27 protein-coding genes are annotated in these 22,487 nt (G+C 58.9%); 15 read left to right on the forward strand and 12 right to left on the reverse strand.

The genetic code is table 11. The features are described from left to right. The first annotated feature begins 11 nt into the window (after positions 1-11). From ACR0LF_RS07795 to yddG, 11 genes are all read left to right on the forward strand, one after another. A complete protein-coding gene (locus ACR0LF_RS07795; protein ID WP_480579356.1) occupies positions 12-578 on the forward strand; it encodes a TlpA disulfide reductase family protein in 567 nt (188 codons plus the stop codon). Positions 579-641: 63 nt separating this feature from the next. Next, positions 642-1,010 carry a hypothetical protein gene (locus tag ACR0LF_RS07800; protein WP_480579358.1) on the forward strand — a complete coding sequence of 123 codons (369 nt, stop codon included), beginning with the start codon at positions 642-644 and terminating at the stop codon, positions 1,008-1,010. Between the two features lie 84 nt (positions 1,011-1,094). Next, the gene (locus tag ACR0LF_RS07805) at positions 1,095-1,424 is read left to right on the forward strand and encodes a hypothetical protein (RefSeq protein WP_480579360.1); all 330 of its coding nucleotides are present in this window, start codon (positions 1,095-1,097) and stop codon (positions 1,422-1,424) included. Positions 1,425-1,483: 59 nt separating this feature from the next. Further along, positions 1,484-1,870: a hypothetical protein gene (locus tag ACR0LF_RS07810; protein ID WP_480579362.1), complete on the forward strand. Its 387-nt coding sequence runs from the start codon at positions 1,484-1,486 to the stop codon at positions 1,868-1,870. After that, on the forward strand, positions 1,867-2,838 hold the full coding sequence (locus ACR0LF_RS07815) for a sterol desaturase family protein (protein WP_480579364.1): 972 nt from the start codon (positions 1,867-1,869) through the stop codon (positions 2,836-2,838). Before ACR0LF_RS07810 ends, ACR0LF_RS07815 begins: the two co-directional genes overlap by 4 nt. 93 nt (positions 2,839-2,931) lie before the next feature. Continuing rightward, positions 2,932-3,120 (forward strand): hypothetical protein, encoded by a 189-nt coding sequence (locus tag ACR0LF_RS07820; RefSeq protein ID WP_480579366.1) that lies wholly within the window; start codon positions 2,932-2,934, stop codon positions 3,118-3,120. A 102-nt stretch (positions 3,121-3,222) separates the two neighbouring features. After that, positions 3,223-4,056, forward strand: coding sequence for an EAL domain-containing protein (locus ACR0LF_RS07825; protein WP_480579368.1), 834 nt, complete (start codon positions 3,223-3,225; stop codon positions 4,054-4,056). A gap of 190 nt (positions 4,057-4,246) precedes the next feature. Continuing rightward, positions 4,247-5,422 carry an acetyl-CoA C-acetyltransferase gene (locus tag ACR0LF_RS07830; RefSeq protein WP_480579370.1) on the forward strand — a complete coding sequence of 392 codons (1,176 nt, stop codon included), beginning with the start codon at positions 4,247-4,249 and terminating at the stop codon, positions 5,420-5,422. Positions 5,423-5,609: 187 nt separating this feature from the next. After that, entirely contained in the window at positions 5,610-6,332 is a 723-nt protein-coding gene (phbB, locus tag ACR0LF_RS07835; protein WP_171093728.1) for an acetoacetyl-CoA reductase, read from the forward strand. A 296-nt stretch (positions 6,333-6,628) separates the two neighbouring features. Beyond that, on the forward strand, positions 6,629-7,576 hold the full coding sequence (locus tag ACR0LF_RS07840; protein WP_480579372.1) for a transcriptional regulator GcvA: 948 nt from the start codon (positions 6,629-6,631) through the stop codon (positions 7,574-7,576). Next, positions 7,573-8,439 (forward strand): aromatic amino acid exporter YddG, encoded by an 867-nt coding sequence (gene yddG / locus ACR0LF_RS07845; protein WP_480579374.1) that lies wholly within the window; start codon positions 7,573-7,575, stop codon positions 8,437-8,439. The genes ACR0LF_RS07840 and yddG overlap by 4 nt, the downstream gene beginning before the upstream one ends. Here the strand turns inward: yddG and ACR0LF_RS07850 are convergent. The 3 genes from ACR0LF_RS07850 to ACR0LF_RS07860 form a co-directional block, all read right to left on the reverse strand. Further along, positions 8,436-8,600, reverse strand: coding sequence for a YdcH family protein (locus ACR0LF_RS07850; RefSeq protein WP_083445267.1), 165 nt, complete (start codon positions 8,598-8,600; stop codon positions 8,436-8,438). The two genes, yddG and ACR0LF_RS07850, sit on opposite strands and share 4 nt — an antisense overlap. Before the next feature lie 131 nt (positions 8,601-8,731). Next, on the reverse strand, positions 8,732-9,496 hold the full coding sequence (locus ACR0LF_RS07855) for a tRNA1(Val) (adenine(37)-N6)-methyltransferase (RefSeq protein ID WP_480579376.1): 765 nt from the start codon (positions 9,494-9,496) through the stop codon (positions 8,732-8,734). Further along, complete coding sequence (locus tag ACR0LF_RS07860) at positions 9,493-9,708, reverse strand: putative signal transducing protein (RefSeq protein ID WP_480579378.1); 216 nt, start codon at positions 9,706-9,708, stop codon at positions 9,493-9,495. Before ACR0LF_RS07860 ends, ACR0LF_RS07855 begins: the two co-directional genes overlap by 4 nt. 56 nt (positions 9,709-9,764) lie before the next feature. Here ACR0LF_RS07860 and ACR0LF_RS07865 point away from each other — a divergent pair, with 56 nt between their 5' ends. Next, positions 9,765-10,763, forward strand: coding sequence for a polyprenyl synthetase family protein (locus ACR0LF_RS07865; protein ID WP_480579380.1), 999 nt, complete (start codon positions 9,765-9,767; stop codon positions 10,761-10,763). On the opposite strand, the gene ACR0LF_RS07870 is transcribed toward ACR0LF_RS07865, so the two are convergent. The 4 genes from ACR0LF_RS07870 to soxR all read right to left on the reverse strand — a co-directional run bounded on the left by ACR0LF_RS07870 (position 10,756) and on the right by soxR (position 15,622). Beyond that, positions 10,756-11,577, reverse strand: a complete 822-nt coding sequence (locus tag ACR0LF_RS07870) for a 4-(cytidine 5'-diphospho)-2-C-methyl-D-erythritol kinase (RefSeq protein ID WP_480579382.1) — start codon at positions 11,575-11,577, stop codon at positions 10,756-10,758. The genes ACR0LF_RS07865 and ACR0LF_RS07870 overlap by 8 nt on opposite strands. Next, a complete protein-coding gene (locus tag ACR0LF_RS07875) occupies positions 11,567-13,237 on the reverse strand; it encodes a tetratricopeptide repeat protein (RefSeq protein ID WP_480579578.1) in 1,671 nt (556 codons plus the stop codon). The genes ACR0LF_RS07870 and ACR0LF_RS07875 overlap by 11 nt, the downstream gene beginning before the upstream one ends. A gap of 146 nt (positions 13,238-13,383) precedes the next feature. Continuing rightward, positions 13,384-15,030, reverse strand: a complete 1,647-nt coding sequence (locus ACR0LF_RS07880; protein ID WP_480579384.1) for an electron transfer flavoprotein-ubiquinone oxidoreductase — start codon at positions 15,028-15,030, stop codon at positions 13,384-13,386. A 136-nt stretch (positions 15,031-15,166) separates the two neighbouring features. Next, a complete protein-coding gene (gene soxR / locus ACR0LF_RS07885; protein WP_480579386.1) occupies positions 15,167-15,622 on the reverse strand; it encodes a redox-sensitive transcriptional activator SoxR in 456 nt (151 codons plus the stop codon). An 82-nt stretch (positions 15,623-15,704) separates the two neighbouring features. On the opposite strand from soxR, the gene ACR0LF_RS07890 reads away from it, so the two are divergent. From ACR0LF_RS07890 to ACR0LF_RS07900, 3 genes are all read left to right on the forward strand, one after another. After that, positions 15,705-16,085 (forward strand): VOC family protein, encoded by a 381-nt coding sequence (locus tag ACR0LF_RS07890; RefSeq protein WP_480579388.1) that lies wholly within the window; start codon positions 15,705-15,707, stop codon positions 16,083-16,085. Between the two features lie 231 nt (positions 16,086-16,316). After that, positions 16,317-16,787, forward strand: a complete 471-nt coding sequence (gene greA, locus ACR0LF_RS07895) for a transcription elongation factor GreA (RefSeq protein ID WP_170346321.1) — start codon at positions 16,317-16,319, stop codon at positions 16,785-16,787. 14 nt (positions 16,788-16,801) lie between these two features. Beyond that, the gene (locus ACR0LF_RS07900) at positions 16,802-17,797 is read left to right on the forward strand and encodes a hypothetical protein (protein ID WP_480579390.1); all 996 of its coding nucleotides are present in this window, start codon (positions 16,802-16,804) and stop codon (positions 17,795-17,797) included. On the opposite strand, the gene ACR0LF_RS07905 is transcribed toward ACR0LF_RS07900, so the two are convergent. Genes ACR0LF_RS07905 through ACR0LF_RS07925 form a run of 5 tightly spaced genes read right to left on the reverse strand, consistent with a single transcriptional unit; the run spans position 17,794 to position 22,477 of the window. Beyond that, a complete protein-coding gene (locus ACR0LF_RS07905; RefSeq protein ID WP_480579392.1) occupies positions 17,794-18,387 on the reverse strand; it encodes a GNAT family N-acetyltransferase in 594 nt (197 codons plus the stop codon). The genes ACR0LF_RS07900 and ACR0LF_RS07905 overlap by 4 nt on opposite strands. Continuing rightward, positions 18,384-20,453, reverse strand: a complete 2,070-nt coding sequence (locus ACR0LF_RS07910) for a molybdopterin-binding protein (RefSeq protein ID WP_480579394.1) — start codon at positions 20,451-20,453, stop codon at positions 18,384-18,386. Before ACR0LF_RS07910 ends, ACR0LF_RS07905 begins: the two co-directional genes overlap by 4 nt. Then, a complete protein-coding gene (gene mobB, locus ACR0LF_RS07915) occupies positions 20,450-20,941 on the reverse strand; it encodes a molybdopterin-guanine dinucleotide biosynthesis protein B (protein ID WP_480579396.1) in 492 nt (163 codons plus the stop codon). Before mobB ends, ACR0LF_RS07910 begins: the two co-directional genes overlap by 4 nt. Then, positions 20,938-21,594: a molybdenum cofactor guanylyltransferase MobA gene (mobA, locus tag ACR0LF_RS07920; protein WP_480579398.1), complete on the reverse strand. Its 657-nt coding sequence runs from the start codon at positions 21,592-21,594 to the stop codon at positions 20,938-20,940. The genes mobB and mobA overlap by 4 nt, the downstream gene beginning before the upstream one ends. Next, positions 21,587-22,477: a formate dehydrogenase accessory sulfurtransferase FdhD gene (locus ACR0LF_RS07925; RefSeq protein ID WP_480579400.1), complete on the reverse strand. Its 891-nt coding sequence runs from the start codon at positions 22,475-22,477 to the stop codon at positions 21,587-21,589. The genes mobA and ACR0LF_RS07925 overlap by 8 nt, the downstream gene beginning before the upstream one ends. Positions 22,478-22,487: the final 10 nt, after the last annotated feature.

The raw sequence follows: 22,487 nt of genomic DNA on the forward strand, positions 1-22,487 counted from the left end.
CCGGAGTTGATATGCGCCTATTTCGTCTGATCCCCCTTTATATGGCCCTTGCGCTGGGTGCAAATGCCGCTTTGGCGACCGATGCCGAGACACTCGCCCCGCTGCGCGAAGACAGCCTGAAACGCCTGATCCTGCACAAGGAACCCAAACCCGCCAAGTCGATCGAGTTCCAGCTGGAAGATGACGGGGGCGTCGGTACGCTTGCGGATTACGAGGGCAAGTATGTGCTGCTGAATTTCTGGGCCACTTGGTGCGCGCCCTGCCGCAAAGAAATGCCTCAGATCGCTGAACTTCAGGACGAGTTTGGCGGCGACAAGTTTCAGGTGCTGACACTGGCTACGGGGCGCAACTCACCCGCTGGCATCAATAAGTTCTTTGAAGAGAACGGCATCACCAACCTGCCCCGCCATCAGGATCCCAGTTCGGCCGCTGCGCGCGAGTTCGGAGTGATTGCGCTGCCGATTACGGTGATTCTGAACCCGGAAGGTCAGGAAATCGCCCGCCTGATCGGTGACGCCGAATGGAACTCGGACAGTGCGAAAGCGATCATCTCGACGCTTGTTGGCGCAGAAAGTTAACGCGTTTAGAAAAATTTGCGGAATCGTGGTACCCTCCCACGCGTTATGAGTAGGAGGTTCAATATGAAGCATGTTTTTTTCTTCGTCGCTGTTGCAGGTGCACTGGCCATGGCTGGCACTGCACACGCCGACTACAAACGGATCAAAACAGCGAAACAGTTCAATGCTGAGTTGGTTGGCAAGAAGCTGATCGACGAACAAGGCAATGTGTTTGTTGCAAATGCGGATGGCACGATTTCAGCCAAACTGAAAAGTGGCAAAAAATTTAGCGGAACCTGGGTTTGGAACAAAAAATTCTGGTGCCGGAACGGCGTGCTGGAAGGCAAAGCACTGGGCACCGATTGTCAGCTTTGGGAAATTGACGGGACCACAGCCCGAATGACACGTGAAAAAGGCAAGGGCAAAACAACCGTTTATTCGATCAACAACTAAAGACATCAGCCCATTTCAATCTCGTGATATACTGTCTCTGCCCTGCCGGGCAGGGCCGGTGTTATAGTTGAAATGGAGGCAATGATGAAACCCGTCGTACTGCTGATCGGACGGTTGCCAAATGTGATCGGTGATGTGGCACGGCAATTGGATCATCTGCCGATCCAATGGCTGGGTGCGCATGATCCCGATGAAGTTCGCAGGCAGTTGGAAGCTGAGCCGCGTATTGTCTGCGCGATTATGGGCGCAGGTCTGGATGATACCGTGCGCGGTCAAATGGTCGGCATGATCGCTGCGCGCAGACCCGATATCTGCATCCACCTCAAGGATCGGGCATCCGGCCCTGATGGGCTGGTGCCCTTCGTCGAACGTGTGGTGCAGCACGAGATACTGGAACGGCTGGAAAAAAGCTGACGTCACGCCACCTTTGACACAGTTTCAACTCCTTTGCACTCTGCGCTCAGGAGGATGGAATGCCACTCGAAATTCTATTGGTGCTGGTGGTCGGCGGCATAGCCGGTATCACCCTGTTGCTGCATCTGTCTGGCAGATCGCGGCAGGTGATGCTGACGCCGGACATCGCACGCACGCAATGGGCGCGGCATTTTCCGGACGACGAAGTGGTCGACGTGACGGTAGCCCATGATGGCCACGCCGCAGTGATCCGCACCAGTACCGGTAACGGACTGCTCTGGTCTTTTGGGGCTGACACCGTCGCCCGGCATCTGCAGGGTTTTGATCTTCTGGAACATTCCGAAGGCTTTGAGATTCAGTTTCACGAATTCTCGGTGCCCAAAACACTCATCCGCCTGGACGAATTCGAACGCCGCCTTTGGCGTGACCTGATGGAGCCCGCATGACAGACCACATAAGTTTTCCCGATGCGGTGCAATGGGCCGTCCCCTTTTTCATTGCTGCGATTCTGGCCGAATTCCTGTGGATCGCGGTCAAAGGCAAAGGCGGGCGGTATGAAACGCGTGATGCGGTGACCTCGCTGATCATGGGGGCCGGAAACATCGCGTCCGGCTTTTTGCTGGGCTTCATCGCCTACGCGTTTTTCATGTGGTTGTGGCAGATCACGCCGCTGAATCTGGGCACCTCGATTCCCATAATCATCCTGTGCTTTGTGCTGGATGATCTGCGCTATTATTGGGTGCATCGGTTTGGGCACCGCATCCGCTGGGTCTGGGCCAGCCATGTGAATCACCACAGCTCACAGCATTACAACCTGACCACCGCGTTGCGGCAGACATGGACCTATACGTTCACCTTCATGATGGTGGTGCGTGCGCCGCTGATCCTGCTGGGGTTTCACCCCGCGATGGTTCTGTTCGTCGGCGGCCTGAACCTGATCTATCAGTTCTGGATCCACACCGAGGCGATCGGCAAAATGCCGCGCTGGTTCGAGGCCGTGATGAACACCCCCAGCCATCACCGCGCTCATCATGGGCGAAACGCCCGCTATCTGGATTGCAACTACGCCGGGGTCTTCATCATCTGGGACAAGATGTTCGGAACGTTTGTGCCTGAACAGGAAAGCGACCGGGTCGATTACGGGTTGGTTCACAATATCGGCACCTTCAACCCGTTGCGCGTGGCGTTCCATGAATGGGTCGGCATATGGCAAGACGCCACACAACCTGGCCTGTCCCTGCGCCAGAGGCTGGCCTATTGCTTTGCACCGCCGGGCTACAGCCATGATGGCAGCCGAGACAATTCCGAGCAGATCAAGGCCAAGCATCTGGCCCGCCACCCAGAGGATCGCGGAACGCCCGGATTTGAGCAATTCGACAAAAACCTGCCCAGCGGACAGGCAAAACGGGCCTGAACCTGCCTACTAAGACCTCCCGGCTCCTTGAAATTCTCTCTGTCCACGCCATATCGGAAGTCAGGTTTGGCGTAAGAGTGAGCGAGGGTCGGCATGAATCGTCTAGCAATCATCTCAACCTTTGTTGGGTTGTTCGGGGTACTGCTTGCAATGTTTGCTGCCCTTGTTGGTGCTGTCGCATCTCTGATCGCGCTGGGTTTTGCGATGATGGCTTTGGGGGCCATGGGGGCGATACTCGGAGCAGCGACGTCACTGGCGCGCGCATGGCAATCGGCCCGCTGAAGCCACCTTCCAAAATTCTTCTGATCCCTTAACCGCAGATTCATCTCTTTACCCCGAGATTGTGTCCAGACACCTATCCCGGACACATGGGAACTCGCGATTATGGGAAACAAGAAATTGGCGAACCTGCCCGCAGGATCGGACAGCCCGCTGAACGCGGCGGTTTCGACGCGGGATCACTCGGTTGTTCAGATGGCAACCGACGCGGTGAACCACAAACAATGCAAACTGGCCTTTCAGCCGGTGATCCAAGCGCGCGCGCCGCATGGCGTTGCGTTTTACGAAGGGTTCATACGCGTTCTGGATGAAACCGGACGCGTCATCCCCGCGCGCGAATTCATGCCACAGGTTGAAAATACCCCCATCGGTCGCGAACTGGACTGCGTCGCGTTAGAGCTCGGGCTGCGCATATTGGTAAAAAATCCCGACATTCGCCTGTCGATCAACATGTCTGCCCGCTCAATCGGCTATTCCAACTGGTCCAGCATACTGGACAGATTCCTAAAACGGGATGCCAGCTTGGGAGAGCGGTTGATTCTCGAGATTTCCGAAAACTCGGCCATGCAGGTGCCGGAATTGGTCGTCGATTTCATGGATCGATTGCAGGATCGCGGTATCGCCTTTGCTTTGGACGATTTCGGCGCCAGCAATTTCAGTTTCCGCCATTTTCGCGAATTTTTGTTCGACGCAGCCAAGATCGATGGGCAGTTTGTGCGGGGCATAAGCACCAATCCTGACAACCAGACACTGGTCCGCGCCCTGATCGCTGTGGCGCGCGAATTTGAAATTCTGGTCACGGCCGAATCGGTCGAAACACAGGAGGACGCCGCCTTTCTTGTCGCCAGCGGTGTGGATTGCCTGCAGGGCTTCCTTTACGGCGCACCCAGTGTCTCGGAGCCCTGGAAGCCTGAAAATAGATCAAAAACAGGAAGTTGAGCACCTGCTGATCTACATATTCTTGCTTTTTCCGACAGTGAGACAAGCTGCCCGTTGCTGCATGTGCAGCATTACGCTATTGCAAGAGTACTTGAGCGGGGGATCACGGGGCGCTCTTGTTTCGAGAGGGCAACTCTCGGCCTGCGCCGTCAGAAATTCCGCTGGCCCATGACGGTAAAGGACTGATCATATGACCAACGTAGTAATCGCATCCGCCGCACGCACAGGTGTCGGCAGCTTCAGTGGTTCGTTTGCGAACACCCCTGCACATGATCTGGGCGCTGCCGTCCTAGAAGCAGTTGTCGAGCGCGCCGGAGTTGAAAAAGGCGAGGTTAGCGAAACCATCATGGGACAGGTTCTGACCGCAGCCCAGGGACAGAACCCCGCACGTCAAGCGCACATCAATGCCGGTCTGCCGCAGGAAAGCGCAGCCTGGGGCATCAACCAGGTGTGCGGCTCGGGTCTGCGTGCCGTTGCGCTGGGTGCTCAGCACATTCAGTTGGGTGACGCCGAAATCGTTGCTGCTGGCGGTCAAGAAAACATGACCCTGTCGCCCCACGCCGCCGCGCTGCGCGCCGGTCACAAGATGGGCGATATGAAATACATCGACACGATGATCCGCGATGGTCTGTGGGATGCGTTCAACGGCTATCACATGGGTCAGACCGCTGAAAATGTTGCCGAGAAATGGCAGATCAGCCGCGATATGCAGGACGAATTCGCCGTTGCTTCGCAGAACAAAGCTGAAGCCGCGCAGAACGCTGGCAAATTCGCCGACGAGATCGTCCCGTTTACCATCAAGACCCGCAAGGGCGACATCGTGATGGACAAGGACGAGTACATCCGTCACGGCGCAACAATGGAAGCGATGGCCAAACTGCGCCCGGCCTTCACCAAGGACGGCTCGGTCACTGCGGCCAACGCTTCGGGCCTGAACGACGGCGCGGCCGCCACCCTGCTGATGTCGGCTGAAAACGCCGAAAAGCGCGGGATTGAGCCTCTGGCCCGCATCGCATCTTACGCGACAGCTGGTCTGGACCCGTCGATCATGGGCGTCGGTCCGATCTACGCCTCGCGCAAGGCGCTGGAAAAGGCTGGCTGGTCGGTTGACGATCTGGACCTGGTCGAAGCCAACGAAGCCTTTGCCGCGCAAGCCTGCGCCGTCAACAAGGACATGGGTTGGGACCCGTCGATCGTGAACGTCAACGGCGGCGCAATTGCCATCGGTCACCCAATCGGCGCTTCGGGCTGCCGCGTTCTGAACACGCTTCTGTTTGAAATGAAGCGTCGCGACGCGAAGAAAGGTCTCGCGACCCTCTGCATCGGTGGCGGCATGGGTGTCGCCCTGTGCGTGGAGCGCGACTAATTGCGTTGATAGCCAAATAGAAACGGGCGTCCGCTGGGCGCCCTTTTTTGTTACATTGAGACCCTACCCCTTAGATGCGACGATATTGCCACCCGGAATTCTGATATTCATGACGAAACAATATTGCGCACGATCACCTCTCAAAGTAACAGCATTACCAAGACGACTTAAATTGGAGGATTCCTAAATGGCACGTACAGCACTCGTTACCGGCGGCTCTCGCGGCATCGGCGCAGCAATTTCCAAGGCGCTCAAAGCCGAAGGGTACAACGTTGCGGCCACCTACGCGGGGAACGACGAAGCCGCGGCCAAGTTCACCGAAGAAACCGGTATCAAGACTTACAAATGGAACGTCGCCGATTACGACGAATCCAAAGCAGGCATCGAAAAAGTTGAGGCTGAGGTTGGCCCCATCGATATCGTCGTCGCCAACGCGGGCATCACCCGCGACGCGCCGTTCCACAAAATGACACCCGATCAGTGGAAAGACGTGATCGACACCAACCTGACCGGCGTGTTCAACACCGTGCACCCCGTCTGGCCCGGTATGCGTGAACGCAAATTTGGTCGCGTCATCGTCATCAGCTCGATCAACGGTCAGAAAGGTCAGTTCGCTCAGGTGAACTATGCTGCGACCAAGGCTGGCGACCTGGGCATCGTGAAGTCTCTGGCGCAGGAAGGTGCGCGCGCCGGCATCACCGCCAACGCCATCTGCCCCGGCTACATCGCAACCGAAATGGTTATGGCCGTGCCTGAAAAGGTACGCGAATCCATCATCGGTCAGATTCCGGCCGGTCGCCTGGGTGAGCCTGAGGAAATCGCGCGCTGCGTGGCCTTCCTCGCTTCGGACGACTCGCAGTTCATCAACGGCTCGACCATTTCGGCCAACGGTGCGCAGTTTTTCGTCTGATCCAGGTTTTAGAAGAAAAAGCGGGCCGGTCCTTTTGGACCGGCCCTTTCTTATCCCGTAAGATCGCGCGCGCTGCGATCAGCGGGAACCGAAAATCCATCCCCAAAACTGCCAGACCACCCGGCTACGCTCTTGATGGGCGCGCAGGATCGCCATCTGGGTGGCGGGATTTGCTGTCATCTCGATCATGGCGGTCTCCTTTCAAATCAGTTTTGTTTGACCTGAATTGAATATGAAGGCTAAGAAAGAAGTCGACAAACGAGCTTTTTGGATCTTCAGTTAAGTTTTACTTCACTATGAGCGATTACCTGCCCCCGCTGACCGCACTGCGCGCTTTTGATGCCGCAGCCCGGCACATGTCTTTCGCGAAGGCGGCAGAAGAGCTGCATGTGACACCGGCTGCGCTGTCCTTTCAAATCAAATCACTTGAGGAACACCTGGGGCGACCGCTGTTTCGCCGCCTGAACCGCGCCGTCGAACTGACCGAGGCGGGCCGGTCCCTTGCCCCCGGCGCAGCAGAAGGGTTTGCCGCCTTGCAAGCCGCGTGGCGTGCTGTGCGGAGGCAAAATGATGAAACCAGTCTTACCGTAACCGCAGGCCCCGCATTGACCGCGAAATGGCTGGCCCCGCGCCTGTTCGAATTTGCCCGAATCCATCCCGAAATCGAACTTCGGCTGTCCGCATCCCTAAAGGTCGTCGATCTGCGGCGTGATGACGTGGACGTCGCGATCCGTTTCGGGATTTCGGACGACACCGGTCTGGCCTCCTATGCCGCCCGTCCTGATTGGGTAACACCGGTCATGACACCGGAACTGCATGAGCGATTTCAGTCCCCCGGGTCGCTTAGCGATGCGCCATTGATATTCGACGACTCGCTTGTTCAGGTCGCGCCCGGCTGCGACTGGCCATCATGGTTTCGTGCGGTCGGCGTACCCTATTCTCCGTCCACCGGCACGCACTTCTCGCAACCTGATCATGCGATCGATGCGGCCTGTGCCGGCCTGGGTGTTGCACTGGGGCGGCGGCCTCTGATCATCAAAGACGTGCGCGAAGGTCGGCTGGTCGCGCCCTTCAAGGTGGCTGTCCAGACCCAGGCGCGGTTCCGCTTTTTGTGCTTGCCTGAAATCAAGAACCGCCCGCAAATCGCCGCCTTTCGGGAATGGTTCTTTGCGGAAATCGAAAAGACCGCGCATATGTGGGATGATTTTGAGATCATCTCCGAAAAGGAACTCAGAGATTCATGACCCGATCCCGCGCCACCGTTATCGGTTTCGTCGCAGTTTTGCTGTGGGCTTTGCTTGCGCTGTTCACAGTCGGGTCAGCACCCACACCACCGCTGCTGCTGAACACCATCTGTTTCACGATTGGCGGCACGCTTGGGCTGATCTGGGCGGCGTCTACGGGCGGGCTGAACGGGTTACGGCAGGTTCCCTGGACGACCTATCTGTTTGGCGCATTGGGCCTGTTCGGCTATCACGCGCTGTATTTTTCAGCCCTGCGCATGGCCCCTGCCGCCGAGGCTGGGCTGATCGCCTATCTCTGGCCTTTGCTGATCGTTCTGCTGTCTGGCCTGTTGCCGGGTGAGCATTTGCGCGCTGGCCACCTGATCGGAGCCTGTCTTGGCTTTGCCGGTGCCGCCGTAATCATCACCGGAGGCGGCAGCGCAGGCTTTCAGGCGCAACATCTGCCGGGATACGCGTTGGCCCTGCTCTGCGCCCTGACGTGGTCGGGCTATTCCGTTCTGTCGCGCAAACTGGGTGACACACCAACAAGCTCTGTCGCGGTGTTTTGTCTGGCAGCGGCGCTGGCGTCCGGTTTGCTGCATCTGGCCCTAGAAGACACGATACTACCAGAAACGACCCTTGGCTGGATGTCGGTTATGGCACTTGGCCTCGGACCCGTCGGACTGGCGTTTTATGTGTGGGACATTGGGGTCAAGCAAGGGGACATCCAGATGCTCGGAACCTCATCATACGCGGCCCCGTTACTGTCGACCCTTGCTTTGGTTGTGGCCGGGATCGCCGCCCCATCCTGGGGGCTTGCGATCGCGGCCGTTTTGATCACCGGCGGGGCATTGATAGCGGCCCGCGCCAGCCTGAAAACTTAAGCAGACAGGCGTTCGATCTCTTCTTTCAGCTTGAGCTTCTGTTTTTTCAGCTGAGCAATATGGAGATCATCGATGCCTGGCGAGCGTTGGGCTTGTTCCACTTCTAGACCGAGAGATTCGTGCTTTTTCTTCAGTTCCGTCAGATGTGCGCTCACGCTCATTGCGATCCTCCTTGTTTACGTGTCTGTATGTCACGTAAGAAGTTGATCACATCGTTTCCACCCTGTCACGCTGCAGACGCACAGATTCTGTAATAAATCCGACAAATTCGGCTGGTCATTGCCGATGGGCGTCAGAACCGGGGCAGCGCGGCGGCCTGCCGAAGCACTGCCGAGACCGCCTTTGTATAGCTTTCGCCGTCTTTTTCGTGCCGTTCACCTGCGTGCAGAATCAATGGCGCGTGAAGGCGAAAAGCCGCACGCCCCGCTTTGCGGGCGCTCAGGATGATCAGTTCCGCCTCGCGGCCCACCCGCGCGCTGAGCGGCAGGACCTCGATTGAACCCAGCTTTTCCTGACAGGCTGTCAGCATATCGGGCAGACGATCGGCTTTCTGGATCATGTGCAGGTACCCGCGCGGGGCAAGGCGTTTGGCCGCGACGATGATCCAGTCACTCAGTGGGGTATCTTCGCCCAGCGCTATACTGCGCCCCGTGTCGCTGGCGGGACTATGCGCCCCGGCACGGTAGTAAGGCGGGTTCGCAATAATGTGATCGAAGTGACGCTGTCGGAACTCATCGGGCAAGGCTGTCAGGTCCGCCTCGACGACATCCAGCTTGGCACCGTTGATTTCGGCGTTCCGGCGGGCCAGATCGGCATAGGCTGGCTGCAATTCAACACCGGTCAGTTGCAGCCCGGGCACCCGCGCGGACAGGCACAGAATGGCAGCGCCAGCGCCGCATCCCAGTTCCAGCACGGACTGCCCGGCCCTGGCAGGCACGGACGCGGCCAGCAAAACCGGGTCTACCCCGGCGCGATATCCTGACGCAGGTTGCAGCAATCGCACCCGGCCACCCAGGAAATCGTTGCTCGTCAATTCATTGTCGGCAAAGCGCGTCATCGGCCCAGCGGGATCTCGTTATCGCGCATCACTCGCTCGGCCCGGCTCAGGTCTTCGGCCCGCACCATAAGGCGGCGGGGAAAGATTCCAATGCCGCCTTCGAGGATGCTCATATTTACGTCCATCTGAAAGCAGTCTATATCCTCGCCTTCAAGGAGAGCGGATGCAAAGGCCAGAATGGTGGGATCGGTGCTGCGCAGAAGTTCTTTCATGGGGATGGATGTAAGGGCAAGGCGAGGCGGAAGTCGAGCCTTGTATCAGGAGTGTGATGACCGTCGACATGATCTCGAAACCGCATGAGCGCCTCGCTGAAATTCTGGCGGGTGAGATGGAGGCCGTGAACGGGCTGATCCGCACTCGGATGGCGTCGGACCATGCGCCGCGTATCCCGGAAGTGACTCAGCATCTGGTGGAAGCGGGTGGAAAGCGTCTGCGCCCAATGCTGACATTGGCAGCCGCGCGTCTGTTCGGCTATCCGGGTGACCACCACGTGCGCCTTGCTGCGACGGTCGAGTTTATCCACACCGCCACCCTGTTGCATGACGACGTTGTGGATGAGAGCGCGCAGCGGCGCGGTCGTCCAACCGCAAACCTGCTGTGGGATAACAAATCCAGCGTTCTGGTTGGTGACTACCTGTTTTCCCGCAGCTTCCAACTGATGGTCGAAACCGGATCCCTTCGGGTTCTGGACATTCTGGCCAACGCCTCGGCCACTATTGCCGAAGGCGAGGTGCTGCAAATGACCGCGGCAACCGATCTGCGAACCGATGAAAGCGTCTATTTGCAGGTCGTGCGTGGCAAGACAGCCGCATTGTTCTCGGCCGCAACCGAGGTGGGCGGCGTGATCGCCGGTGCCTCGGAAGAGCAAGTGAAAGCATTGTTCGACTATGGTGACTCTTTGGGGATCGCGTTCCAGATAGCGGACGACCTGCTGGACTATCAGGGCGACAGCAAGGCTACCGGCAAGAACGTCGGCGATGATTTCCGTGAGCGCAAGCTGACTCTGCCTGTCATCAAGGCGGTGGCGCAATCCACGGCTGGGGAGCGCGCCTTTTGGGAACGCACGATCGAAAAGGGCCGCCAGCAGGATGGTGATCTGGAACATGCGCTGGGTTTGATGGACAAGTACGCCACGCTCGAAGAAACCCGGCAAGACGCACTGGGCTGGGCCAACAAAGCCAAGGCATCGCTGGACGTGCTGCCAGATCATGAGATTCGCAGCCTGTTACGCGAACTGGCCGATTACGTGGTTTCGCGCCTCAATTAAGCTGAGTGGCGCGACACCACCAATCGGGATGGGCTGCGCCGATCTCATAAGCCGCAAAATGCGCGTCTTTCATCGTCGGATACAGCGCGAAACAGGTCGAGCCCGAGCCCGACATGCGCGCCACCAGCGCGCGATTTGTCGTGTTCAGTTCATCCAGAACCTGCTCAATCTCGGGCGCGACGCTCGTGGCTGGCACCTGCAGGTCATTGCGCTGTTCACGCAGCCACTGGGCGCAATCGTCTGCGCTTACAAACTGCGGGATACCGTCAGGCATCGGCGGATTGTCACTGGACGCCAGCGCATTGAAAACGGAGCCTGTCGGCACCGGCACGTTCGGGTTGACCAGAACCGCTGGCAGGTGCGGAAGGTTCACCGCAGTCAATTGATCGCCAATACCTTGCATCCTGATCGCGCGGCCTTCCAGGCAAACGGGCACGTCAGCCCCCAATGACAACGGCAGGTCCGCCGGAACGTCGTGACCCTGCCCTGACAAAGCCCGAAGCGTGGCCGCCGCATCCGACGATCCACCACCGATGCCGGCCCCGTGAGGCAGAGATTTGCTCAGATCGATATGCCCAGTCCAACCGACGCCCTCAGCCGCTTTCCAGACCAAATTTCGGCTGTCCGTGGGCACGCCATCGGCAAACTCGCCAAGCACATCCATGGACAGCTCGGGACCGGGTCTGAATGTCAGCTGATCGCCCAGATCGGCAAAAACCACCAATGAATCCAACAGATGATAGCCGTCGTCTCGACGGCCAGTCACATGCAGGGTCAGGTTGATCTTGGCGGGCGCAAACGCCTTAATTTCCATTGGCGACTTTCAAGGGCTCGGCACCTTCTTCGGCCAGAACGGTATCCAGCCCGACCTCGATCTTGCGCCGAATGCGACCCGGATCCGCCTCGCCATCGGTATCTTCCGGATCAATGAAAGACAGGGCACGGCTCCACTGGAACTCGGCCTCTCGCGCGCGTCCGACGGCCCAATAGACATCACCCAGATGATCATTGACCACAGGATCGACGGGCATCAGCTCGACCGCTCGCTCCATGTGTTCAACCGCCTCGTCGTAGCGACCCAGACGGAACAGCACCCAGCCCAGGCTGTCAACGATATAGCCGCTGTCCGGGCGGGCCGCGACGGCGCGTTGGATCATGTCCAGCGCCTCATCCAGCTTCTCTTTACGTTCCACCAGAGAATAGCCCAGATAGTTCAAAACCTGAGGCTGATCGGGGTTCAGCTCCAGCGCCCGACGGAAATCGGCTTCGGCCTGATCCCACTGCTTCAGGCGTTCATGGCTAATGCCGCGCGCATAGTGCAGGAACCAGTTTCCGCCCGCCGCGCTATCCGTCAGGGCAATCGCAGTGTCATAGGAGGCTACCGCAGCCGCATAGTTCTCCTGTCGCCGCTGCAAATCCGCCAGAGAAACATGCACGCTGGGCAGATCGGGGTCTTGCGCTGCCAGATTCTGCAAAACTTCAATTGCCGCGTCGGTTTTTCCCGACCGGTCCAATACTTCGGCCCGGCCCAATTCAGCCGCGTGATGGTCGTTGCTGTCTGTCGGGACAGTACGATAGGCCGCAACGGCCAGATCATATTGCTGCAACTTGTCCAGCAACTCTGCGCTCAGCAGAATGGCGTCGACGTGGTCAGGGCGCAGAAAATTGGCTAACCGCGTGTAGAGCAGGACATAATCCGCCGAGGCTTCGCTGTTCAGGGCAGCACCCACGGTAAAGAATATCTCTGCCATTCCGTCCGTGGCCGAGCGGGCGTGCGTAAACGGCAAAGTCTCACCCACCGCCAATTGGCTGGTGTACGCTTCAATGGTCGGGTCGCTGCCTGCGACGAACACATCTTCCAGAAACTGAATGGCGTCTTCGTTTCGATCCAGCTGAGACAAAACTTCGGTGCGGGCCAGCGCAGCCCGGCGCGAGAACCGGGCAACCGTGCCGTCGTCGATACCAAAAACCGCCTCGGCAGCTTCGAAATCACCGATGGACGCCAAGGCCATGGCCTTGTGATACAGCGCGAATTCCTTGAGGCCATCCTGCGTGGCGACAGAATCGAACTGCTCCATCGCTTTGGTCATCTCACCCTGACCCAGATAGGCCCAGGCGGTCATCAAACCGTCAACCAGAGGACCGATACCCTGCGTTTCAGGGTCGCGAGCCAGAAGTTCGTCCAATTTTCCATCTGCAATCAGGTTGGCCGAAATCGCCATGCGCGCGGCCTGACTGGGCAAATTGGCTTCTTCGATTTGTTCTGCGATGGGCAGGGCGCGGGCAACTTCGCCCAGAGCGATGCGGGCGACAACAACGCTTTCCAGCAACAGCGCATTTTGAGGATCAAACCTGAGGGCCTGCGCGTAATACCGTTCAGCAGCAGAATAGTCGCTTTCGTAAATCGCCTGCCGCCCGGCCAGATATGACCCGGCACCCGAATCCGAAAAAGCCGGTACTGCGACCGACGACATGAGAAGCACGGACAATGCCGCGCGACGAACCAGGGAAACCACCGAAATCCTGCCTTGCTATCGTTGACTGTCAAACAAGCTAGGGCTTCGGTCGGAAAGAGGCAATGGCAGAGCCTTCACGACCCTGCCATTGTCCATGTTTTTGCTTACATGTTGGGATAGTTCGGACCATCCCCACCCTGCGGTGTGGTCCAGGTGATGTTCTGGCTGGGGTCCTTGATATCGCAGGTTTTGCAGTGGACGCAGTTCTGGAAGTTAATGACGAATCGCGGCCCGTCCTCATCCTCGACCATTTCATACACGCCTGCGGGGCAGTAACGCTGCGCTGGTTCGTCGAACTTGGGCAGGTTGACCTTGACCGGAATATCCGGGTCCGTCAGGCGCAGGTGGCAAGGCTGGCTTTCCTCGTGGTTGGTTGCCGCAAAGGACACGTTGGTCAGACGGTCAAAGGACAGCGTGCCATCGGGTTTGGGATAGTCGATGGGCTGATGCTTGCTGGCCTCTTCGGTGGATTCCGCGTCGTTCTTGCCGTGGCCCAGCGTGCCCAGCAGAGAAAAGCCCAGCGTGTTGGTCCACATATCCATGCCACCCAGCATCAGGCTGGCGGTCAGGCCGTATTTCGACCACAGCGGCTTGACGTTACGCACTTTCTTCAGGTCCGCGCCAATTGCGCCATCGCGCACGTCGGCCTCATAAGCGGTCAGCTCATCACCCGAACGCTCGGCCTTGATGGCGTCAAACGCGGCCTCGGCGGCAGCCTTGCCCGACAGCATCGCGTTGTGGTTGCCCTTGATGCGCGGCACGTTGACCATGCCCGCCGAACAACCCAGCAGCGCCACACCCGGAGCCACCAGCTTGGGCATCGACTGGTAACCGCCTTCGGTGATTGCACGGGCGCCGTAAGCGACGCGCTTGCCGCCTTTCAGCAGTTCGGCCACCATCGGGTGATGCTTGAAGCGCTGGAACTCCATGTAGGGGTACAGGTGCGGGTTCTTGTAGTTCAGGTGAACCACGAAACCGACATAGACCTGATTGTTTTCAAGGTGATAAATGAACGACCCGCCACCCGCGTTGCTGCCCAGAGGCCAGCCCATGGTGTGCGTGACGCTGCCTTCTTTGTGCTTGGCCGGGTCGATCTCCCAGATCTCTTTCATGCCAACGCCGTATTTCTGCGGCTCTTTGCCAGCAGACAGATCGTATTTGGCGATGACTTCCTTGGATAGCGAGCCGCGAACACCTTCCGACAGGAAGACATATTTGCCGTGCAGCTCCATACCAGGCTCAGTTCCCGGACCATAAGACCCATCGGGCTCCAGACCAAAGACACCGGCAACAACGCCTTTGACTTCGCCATTGTCGCCGTAAACCAGCTCGGAACAAGCCATACCGGGGAAGATTTCAACGCCCAGTTCTTCGGCTTGCTCGGCCATCCAGCGGCAGACGTTGCCCATCGACACGATGTAGTTGCCATGGTTGTTCATCAGCGGCGGCATCGGGAAGTTGGGGATGCGAATCTTGCCCGCCTCACCCAGCATATAGAAATTGTCTTCGTGCACCGGCACGTTCAGCGGCGCGCCCTTTTCTTTCCAGTCCGGGATCAGAGCGTCCAGGCCGCAAGGGTCCAGAACCGCGCCCGACAGGATATGCGCGCCTACTTCGGAACCCTTTTCCAGAACGACAACGTTCAGGTCGGCATCCAGCTGTTTCAGACGGATGGCCGCCGACAGGCCCGCGGGGCCTGCACCCACGATCACCACATCGTATTCCATCGCTTCGCGTTCAATCTCGGCCATCGCGGGCTCCTTAGCTAACTTTCCGAATTAGCGCTTTCTTCGTGCGGTCGGCGCAATTTTGTTTCACGGCTGATTACATGGTCCGAAAGACCTTGGTCAATCGAAACACGGCGTAACAGTGCCGCTATTCGACACTTCAGGCATCCGGCTTGTCCCCCATCAGGTATCTGGGACCGCTACCATTGGATTTTGCGCGGTCATCGGGGTTGTAAAGCGCACATTTCGGTAGGCTGAGGCACCCGCATCCAATGCAGCCGTCCAGATTGTCGCGCAACCGCGTCAGGGTATCGATTCGCTGGTCCAGATGAGCGCGAAGTTGCAGGCTTATCGCCTTCCAATCCTGCGGTGTAGGCGTTCGATTTCCCGGAAGACCCGACAACACTTCGCGGATTTCAGGCAATGTGAGACCGAATTGCTGTGCGATCATGACGAAACTCAATCGCCGAATGTCAGCCCGCTGATAGCGCCTCTGCCCACCAGCGTTGCGCCAGGGCGAGATCAATCCTTGGGCTTCGTAATACCGGATCGCTGACACGGCCAACCCGGTGCGCCGGGCCAAAGCGCCAATTGCCAGCCCTTCCGATACCGCCATCGCAACCTCAAAAATACCTTGACCTAAAGTTAGGTTTAGAAATTACGGTGAGTCGGGACAAGCCTAAAAAACAGGAGATTCCATGATGGCGACGCTTGAACATACCAATTTCACTGTCCGCGACCCGCAGGCCTCGGCCGCGTGGATGGAGAATGTCTTTGGCTGGAAAACCCGGTGGGAAGGCCCCGCGATTGCTGGTGGATACACGGTGCATGTCGGCTCGGCCCACACCTACCTTGCGCTGTACACACCTGACAAACCGAAACAGTCGGGCGAAAGCAGCTATGACGTCATTGGCGGGCTGAACCATGTGGGTGTTCTGGTCGAAGATATCGACGAAACCGAAGCCAAGGTGCGCAAGGCCGGGTTCGAACCCCACAACCACGCCGATTACGAACCGGGACGTCGGTTCTATTTCCGCGACGACAACGGCATCGAGTTCGAAGTGGTGCAATATGATTGAAATGTTGTGGCTCTGCACCCCGTCCCAGCGGTGGCTTAAATCAAAGCATCCGGATCATCGCCACCGGCCGCATCCCAAATCAAACCGGCGCGAAGTCGCGAATTGATCGCTGTAACCGTTGTCACCTCTTGCAATTCACGTGGCATTTGGGTCAGGTACTCGTTGACCCAACATTCGCCCCGACGCTTCCGTGCGGCGGGGCGACTCAATTTTTGCGTGGACGTAGAGAGTATGGAAAAGATCCCGATGACGCCTGCGGGCAATGCCGCACTCGAGGCAGAGCTGAAAAACCTCAAATCCGTCGAACGCCCGGCGATCATCGAAGCCATCGCATCGGCGCGGGAACTGGGCGACCTGAAGGAAAACGCAGAATACCACTCTGCCCGCGAAAAGCAGGGTTTCATCGAAGGCCGCATCAAGGAACTGGAAGGTATCCTGTCTTTGGCCGACGTCATCGACCCAGCAAAACTGTCGGGCGCGGTAAAGTTTGGCGCAAAAGTTACATTGGTCGACGAAGATACCGATGAAGAAAAGACCTGGCAGATCGTTGGCGAATACGAGGCCAATATCGAAAACGGCCTGCTGAACATCAAATCCCCCATCGCCCGCGCCCTTATCGGCAAGGACGAAGGGGACAGTGTCGAGGTGCGCACGCCCGGCGGTGTGCGCTCATACGAAATCCTGAGTATCGAGTACGCCTGACCGGAGCGCATATAATGTCGGGGCCCAAACCTGACCCGGAAACCGAAAGACCGACGTCGCTGGGAATCTACGATCGCCCAAAGACACCGTCTGTGACCGAAATTGAGATTGCCGCACTGGTGCTCAGCCTGATCTGGCTGGTGGTATCGGTTGTCTTTCTGGTGCTGCCAGATCAGGCGCAAAGCGGTGGCTTTGTCGTCACGTTTCTAGCCGTTTTCATGCCCGTTGCGATGATCTGGGTTGCGGCCACAGCGATGCGCGCCAGCCGCGTGATGCGCGAAGAAAGCGCGCGTCTGCAAACTGCGATTGACGCGATCCGACAGGCCTATGTGGCACAGCAGCAGCGTGCCTCCAGCACCTATGAACCTGCGGTGACGAAAAAGCTGGATGAGATTGCAGCTGCCACCCGGAAGACCGAGGATGCTTTGGCGACGTTCTCGACAAAGCGAACTGCTCCGTCCTCTGCCCCGGAACGGGTCTCCACACCGGGCGGCCAGACCTCGCTTGAGCTTGGCACACCCGCAGAAGAAATCGCGCCACCACTGAGCACTGAGATTTTCATTCGCGCCCTGAATTTCCCGGAAACGCAGGACGACACCGAAGGGTTCAATGCGCTGCGCGTGGCATTGAAGGACCGCAAAACGGCACAGCTTGTGCAGGCCTCGCAAGATGTTCTGACGCTGCTCAGCCAGGAAGGCATCTACATGGATGACTTGCGCCCCGACATGGCCCGGCCTGAAATCTGGCGCCAGTTCGCACAAGGCACACGCGGGCGCGCCGTTGCGGCGCTGGGTGGCGTGCGCGACAGGTCTTCGCTCGCGCTAACTGCTGCACGTATGAAGCAGGATCCGATTTTCCGTGACGCCGCTCACCACTTTCTGCGCCGTTTCGACAAGATGATGGCCGAGTTCGAACCCACGGCAAGCGATGCAGACCTGAGCGCACTGGGGGAAACCCGCACGGCGCGCGCGTTCATGTTGTTGGGGCGCGTGGCCGGGACGTTTGATTAGTCCTCGGTCACAGCCCAGGACATCTTTGTCGCGCTGCTGAAACCGAACAGGTACTTCAGTGGCCCGGTTTTTTCTTCACCCACAGGTCGGAACCCTTCGCGTTCATACAAGGCTCGGGCGCGGGGGTTTGTGTTGATGACATCAAGCTGAACCTCCGACATGTTCTGGTCGCGGGCTTCACACTTGATCGCATTCAGCAAAGCAGTGCCCACCCCTTTGCCGCGTGCCTCGGCGGCAACAAAGATACCATCCATCTGAAACACTCCCGGTTTCAATTCGCGCTCCATCACGCTCAGAACGAGCGCGCGCCATATGGCTCCAAACCAGCCGTAGATCCCTGCCAGGTCCGACATGCTGCCACCGGCTAAGGCACCGTCGCGGGTCTTGAACCCCGCCAGACCCAGCATCCGACCTGTTTCATCCCGCGCGACCAGCGCAAAATCCGGGTTCAATACAACTTCAAAGAAGGCCAGACCTTTTTCATCCGGGCCCATGACCTTGTTTAGCTTGGCTGCAAATGCCTGCCAGAACAAAGCCGCCACCTCCGCGCGTTCTTCGTCAGCAAACCCGCGCGAAATTCTGACGGTCACACCCCGAAACTCCCGTAAGGCAAGAAACGAACCATATCACCGGGCTTGATATGCCGCGCGCCATCCTCGATTTCGACCAGCCCCTCGGCCCAGCTGAGCCCACTGATCCGGCCCGAGCCTTCCGAGTGGAATACCTCGGCCCGCCCATCCCGTATTCTTGCACGCAGATATTCGCGGCGGCCGGGTTTTTTTCGCTTTTCAAAGGCGGAAGGCACGTCGAAACCCTGTGGCTCGGCCCAGCCCTCGCCGGACATCAGGCCCAAAGCCGGGCGCGCGAAGATCAGGGTGCAGACCATGGCGGCAACCGGGTTTCCCGGCAACCCAAACACCGGCGCGCCGGACCAAAGACCCAGCGCCAGCGGCCGCCCGGGCTTCAACGCAATACGCCAGTGTTGCATTGCCCCGGCCTGACGCAACAGGGCGGACACGTGATCTTCGTCGCCCGCGGATGCCCCGCCGCTGGTCAAAATCACATCAGCCTGTTCAGCCGCCCGATCCAACCGATCCCGAAGGGCGTCACGGTCATCCGAAACACGCCCCATATCCACGGGCACAAACCCCATACGTTCGATCAAGGACAACAGCATCGGGCGGTTGGCATCGAAGATCTGACCCGGACCGGCACGCTCTCCGGCTTCGATCAGTTCGTCACCGGTCGAGAGGACGGCCACGCGCAGCGGCTTGCGCACCTTCACTTCCGCGATCCCCACGGCTGACAACAACGCAAGGTCGGCGGGCGTCAATCGGCGTCCGGCGGGCAGAGCCATGTCTCCTGTGGCCACATCCTCACCCGCGCGCCGCGTATTGGCCCCTTTTTTCAGCGGACCGCGGAACGCAATATGCCCGTCTTTGACCGTAACATCCTCTTCCAGAATAACGGTGTCCACCCCATCGGGCAGCGCTGCACCCGTCAGCACACGCAAAGCCTCACCTTCTGGTACGTCACCGTCAAAAGGAATACCCGCCGCCGCACGTCCCTCAGTCAGCGGCATCACCTGCGGGCCATTGGGGGCGGGGCCCGCGAATCCGTACCCGTCCACCGCCGTGTTCGGCTGCGGCGGGTTCGAGCGTTGGGCGATCACATCCTCGGCCAGAATCCGTCCGGTCGCACGCGTAAGTACCACCGTTTCGGCAGGCGTAATCGGATGCAACCTGTCCCGCAAATAGGCCAGCGCGTCATCCACCGGGGTCCACTCCACACCCGCCGGAAGCGCAAAACAATCATTGCGTAAGGGGGGTGGGGCTATGTTCGGCTTGTCCTGAGGTACACCCAATATCCAACCTTCCTCTGCCGCTGAGACATTCAATTGCGCATCCAACTCCTGCTCTGTCAAACGCGACAGAGTCAAGACGACCTGTTCGACCTGCCAAGCATCCTTGATCCGCCCGTCAGGTGGTGCGCCCAAGGTCAGAGAAGGCCAGATTTCCACAAAGGCGACGGGTTGATCCAGCGGCTGGAACGGCCAGATCGCGACTTGTCCGGCAAAGCGATGACGTAGCCGGTTCAGAACCGGAAGACCCATCATCACCTGCCCACCAACTGCACCTGCACCGGCCATTTGCCAACAGGTGAAGCTGCCTTTCGCCAAGGCTTCAACCGCACGACGCTCAGGAAAAGGATTGGCATAGTTCGCTTTGGTACGTGGCAAACCGTCAATATCGCGGCGCAGACCATTCATCCAGAACGGGCCTTTACCCCCGAACTTCAAATTGATCCGGCCTGCCAGATCGAACCGATTGTTGGCATTGGGGGTGTCTTCGATATGTTGCCCGAACCAGTCCCACAGAGCCAGCGGATCGTCCGTGCCGGTCATCGCCCGGGCAAACCCTGCGGGATAGCCAAAGGGAAAATCGAACCCCAGAAACAGGTGGCGGCCGGCTTCGAGCTCGGTTCGGATCAGGGCCTCCAACCACTGTTCTGCAACCACCCTATTGCGCAGGTATTCGGGTTCCAGCAAACGCCCTTCGCGCACAACGCACGCCCAGATCGCATCTTTGCGCGGGGTCGGACCGGTATCGTTTCCACCAGACCAATCCACCATCGCAAAGGTCTGGAACTGGCTCACAAACCGACCTCTTTCAGTATGAAATCCGCAATCCCGGCGGTGTCGTTCAGGTCGAAAACCGGGCGGCCCAAATCCAAGGGCGTATCGCTGGCCACGGCGTGGATGGTGCTGTTTTCTGGCGCCATCAGTTCGTTGCCTGCCTCAGCACGGAACGCTTCGATCTTGGGGTGATCTTCTCGCTTGAAGCCTTCAATCAGCACCAGGTCAACCGGCGAAAGCCGCGCCAGCAGTTCGTCCAATGGAGGCTCCGGCGCGCCGCGCAATTCCTGCATCAGCGCAATGCGTTGGCCCGAGGCAAGCAGAACCTCGCTGGCCCCCGCGACGCGATGACGGTGACTGTCAGTGCCGGGTTGATCCACATCGACGTTGTGATGCGCATGTTTGACCGTCGAGACCGTAAAGCCCCGCCCTGTGATCTCGGCCACCAGCCGTTCCATCAGCCCGGTTTTGCCGGCGTTCTTCCAGCCGGTGACGCCATAGACCCTCATATCTGCTCCAACAATGTCCGGGCGCGGTCCAGGTCTTCCGGCGTGTTGACGTTGAAGAACGGGTCGAACGGGTCAGCCTCGAACAACGCCTCGCGCCCGTCATGCTGGTCGGTCCACAGCACGACCTTACGCAGCCCGTTTGTCAGAGCCGCCCGCAAGTCATCACGCAGCGCCACGGGCCAGAGCCCAAAGGTCGGGTGCCGGTTGACCCGTTTACCGCCGCCCGATTTCAGCGCTTCATCGCTTGTACGCGGCGTAGTGGCCAAGACCAGAGGGTGCGCCTGTCCTTCCGCAGCCTCTTGCAAGCGCGCCACCAAATCTCGCGGGAAGAACGGTGTGTCTGCGGCGGCGGTCACGATGCTGTCAGCCCCCTGCTTTGCCGCCCAGTCGAGCCCGGCCAGAACACCGGCCAGAGGCCCGGCGAAACCTTCGATTGTATCAGGTAAAATGGGCATGTTCAGATCGCAGAAGCGAGACGGATCGCCATTGGCATTTAGCGCCAGTCCACTCACTTGCGGAGACAAGCGGTCAACGACATGCGACAGCAGACTCTGCCCTCCGATCTGCAGCAGGCCCTTGTCGCCACCCCCCATCCGGGTGGCCAACCCACCTGCGAGGATAATGCCGAGAGGCTTCTTTACAATGTCACTCATTGGCACTCTTCCGACGATGTTTCCTGTCCTCGACCGCGACGGTCGCCGGGTCCACGTCGCGCAGCAGGCGATCCTCACCCGACAGGCAAACAAAACGTTGTCCGCGCATCCGGCCGATCAGGGTCAGACCAACCTCGCGCGCGATTTCGACGCCCCAGGCGGTGAAGCCTGAGCGGGACGCCAGAACAGGGATGCCCATCATCGCTGTTTTGATCACCATCTCGGATGTCAGGCGACCGGTGGTATAGAGGATCTTGTCCCCAGCACTCTCACCTTCGGACAGCATCCAGCCTGCGATCTTGTCGACGGCGTTGTGGCGACCCACGTCCTCCATATAGACCAACGGACGGTTTTCACGGCACAGGACCGTGCCGTGGATTGCCCCGGCCTCAAGATACAGCGACGGTGTGCGGTTGATCTTGGAAGCCAGATCGTACAGCCAAGAGGTCCGCACCTGCACCTGTGGCAGGCGCACATCCTCAAGACCTTCCATCATATCGCCGAACACCGTTCCCACGGCACACCCGCTGGTACGGGTCTTTTTCTTCAGCTTGTCTTCATACGACGTCTCGCGCGCCGTGCGGACAACCACGGTCTCCAGATCGTCATCATAATCCACGCGGGTAATCTGATCATCGGCCAGCAACATGCCCTGATTGCGCAGAAAGCCCAGCGCCAGATATTCAGGATAGTCGCCAATTGTCATCGCCGTCACGATTTCCTGCGAATTGAGGAAGATCGTCAGGGGACGCTCTTCGACCACCGAGATCTGGCTGGCCTCGCCATTCTGGTCCACGCCCTCGACCGCGCGCGTCAGGCGGGCTGCACCCGGATCGGGGGCGATAAGATAGTCCGACAGGTCGAATTCCGTGGCCAATTGCAACCCCTTCCCA

Source organism: Ruegeria sp. E8, from assembly GCF_056533985.1.

Excerpts from the sequence above, each read along its gene's own strand:
- ACR0LF_RS07840 (WP_480579372.1), top strand. The coding sequence starts at position 6,629 with ATGAGCGATTACCTGCCCCCGCTGACCGCACTGCGCGCTTTTGATGCC.
- ACR0LF_RS07870 (WP_480579382.1), bottom strand. The coding sequence starts at position 11,577 with ATGGAAATTAAGGCGTTTGCGCCCGCCAAGATCAACCTGACCCTGCAT.
- ACR0LF_RS07850 (WP_083445267.1), bottom strand. The coding sequence starts at position 8,600 with ATGAGCGTGAGCGCACATCTGACGGAACTGAAGAAAAAGCACGAATCT.
- ACR0LF_RS07880 (WP_480579384.1), bottom strand. The coding sequence starts at position 15,030 with ATGGCCGAGATTGAACGCGAAGCGATGGAATACGATGTGGTGATCGTG.
- ACR0LF_RS07825 (WP_480579368.1), top strand. The coding sequence starts at position 3,223 with ATGGGAAACAAGAAATTGGCGAACCTGCCCGCAGGATCGGACAGCCCG.
- mobB (WP_480579396.1), bottom strand. The coding sequence starts at position 20,941 with ATGAGGGTCTATGGCGTCACCGGCTGGAAGAACGCCGGCAAAACCGGG.
- ACR0LF_RS07900 (WP_480579390.1), top strand. The coding sequence starts at position 16,802 with ATGTCGGGGCCCAAACCTGACCCGGAAACCGAAAGACCGACGTCGCTG.
- ACR0LF_RS07805 (WP_480579360.1), top strand. The coding sequence starts at position 1,095 with ATGAAACCCGTCGTACTGCTGATCGGACGGTTGCCAAATGTGATCGGT.
- soxR (WP_480579386.1), bottom strand. The coding sequence starts at position 15,622 with ATGGCGGTATCGGAAGGGCTGGCAATTGGCGCTTTGGCCCGGCGCACC.
- ACR0LF_RS07800 (WP_480579358.1), top strand. The coding sequence starts at position 642 with ATGAAGCATGTTTTTTTCTTCGTCGCTGTTGCAGGTGCACTGGCCATG.
- ACR0LF_RS07820 (WP_480579366.1), top strand. The coding sequence starts at position 2,932 with ATGAATCGTCTAGCAATCATCTCAACCTTTGTTGGGTTGTTCGGGGTA.
- ACR0LF_RS07875 (WP_480579578.1), bottom strand. The coding sequence starts at position 13,237 with ATGTCGTCGGTCGCAGTACCGGCTTTTTCGGATTCGGGTGCCGGGTCA.
- ACR0LF_RS07890 (WP_480579388.1), top strand. The coding sequence starts at position 15,705 with ATGATGGCGACGCTTGAACATACCAATTTCACTGTCCGCGACCCGCAG.
- ACR0LF_RS07855 (WP_480579376.1), bottom strand. The coding sequence starts at position 9,496 with ATGACGCGCTTTGCCGACAATGAATTGACGAGCAACGATTTCCTGGGT.
- mobA (WP_480579398.1), bottom strand. The coding sequence starts at position 21,594 with ATGAGTGACATTGTAAAGAAGCCTCTCGGCATTATCCTCGCAGGTGGG.
- ACR0LF_RS07865 (WP_480579380.1), top strand. The coding sequence starts at position 9,765 with ATGACCGTCGACATGATCTCGAAACCGCATGAGCGCCTCGCTGAAATT.
- ACR0LF_RS07795 (WP_480579356.1), top strand. The coding sequence starts at position 12 with ATGCGCCTATTTCGTCTGATCCCCCTTTATATGGCCCTTGCGCTGGGT.
- yddG (WP_480579374.1), top strand. The coding sequence starts at position 7,573 with ATGACCCGATCCCGCGCCACCGTTATCGGTTTCGTCGCAGTTTTGCTG.
- greA (WP_170346321.1), top strand. The coding sequence starts at position 16,317 with ATGGAAAAGATCCCGATGACGCCTGCGGGCAATGCCGCACTCGAGGCA.
- ACR0LF_RS07860 (WP_480579378.1), bottom strand. The coding sequence starts at position 9,708 with ATGAAAGAACTTCTGCGCAGCACCGATCCCACCATTCTGGCCTTTGCA.
- phbB (WP_171093728.1), top strand. The coding sequence starts at position 5,610 with ATGGCACGTACAGCACTCGTTACCGGCGGCTCTCGCGGCATCGGCGCA.
- ACR0LF_RS07815 (WP_480579364.1), top strand. The coding sequence starts at position 1,867 with ATGACAGACCACATAAGTTTTCCCGATGCGGTGCAATGGGCCGTCCCC.
- ACR0LF_RS07810 (WP_480579362.1), top strand. The coding sequence starts at position 1,484 with ATGCCACTCGAAATTCTATTGGTGCTGGTGGTCGGCGGCATAGCCGGT.
- ACR0LF_RS07830 (WP_480579370.1), top strand. The coding sequence starts at position 4,247 with ATGACCAACGTAGTAATCGCATCCGCCGCACGCACAGGTGTCGGCAGC.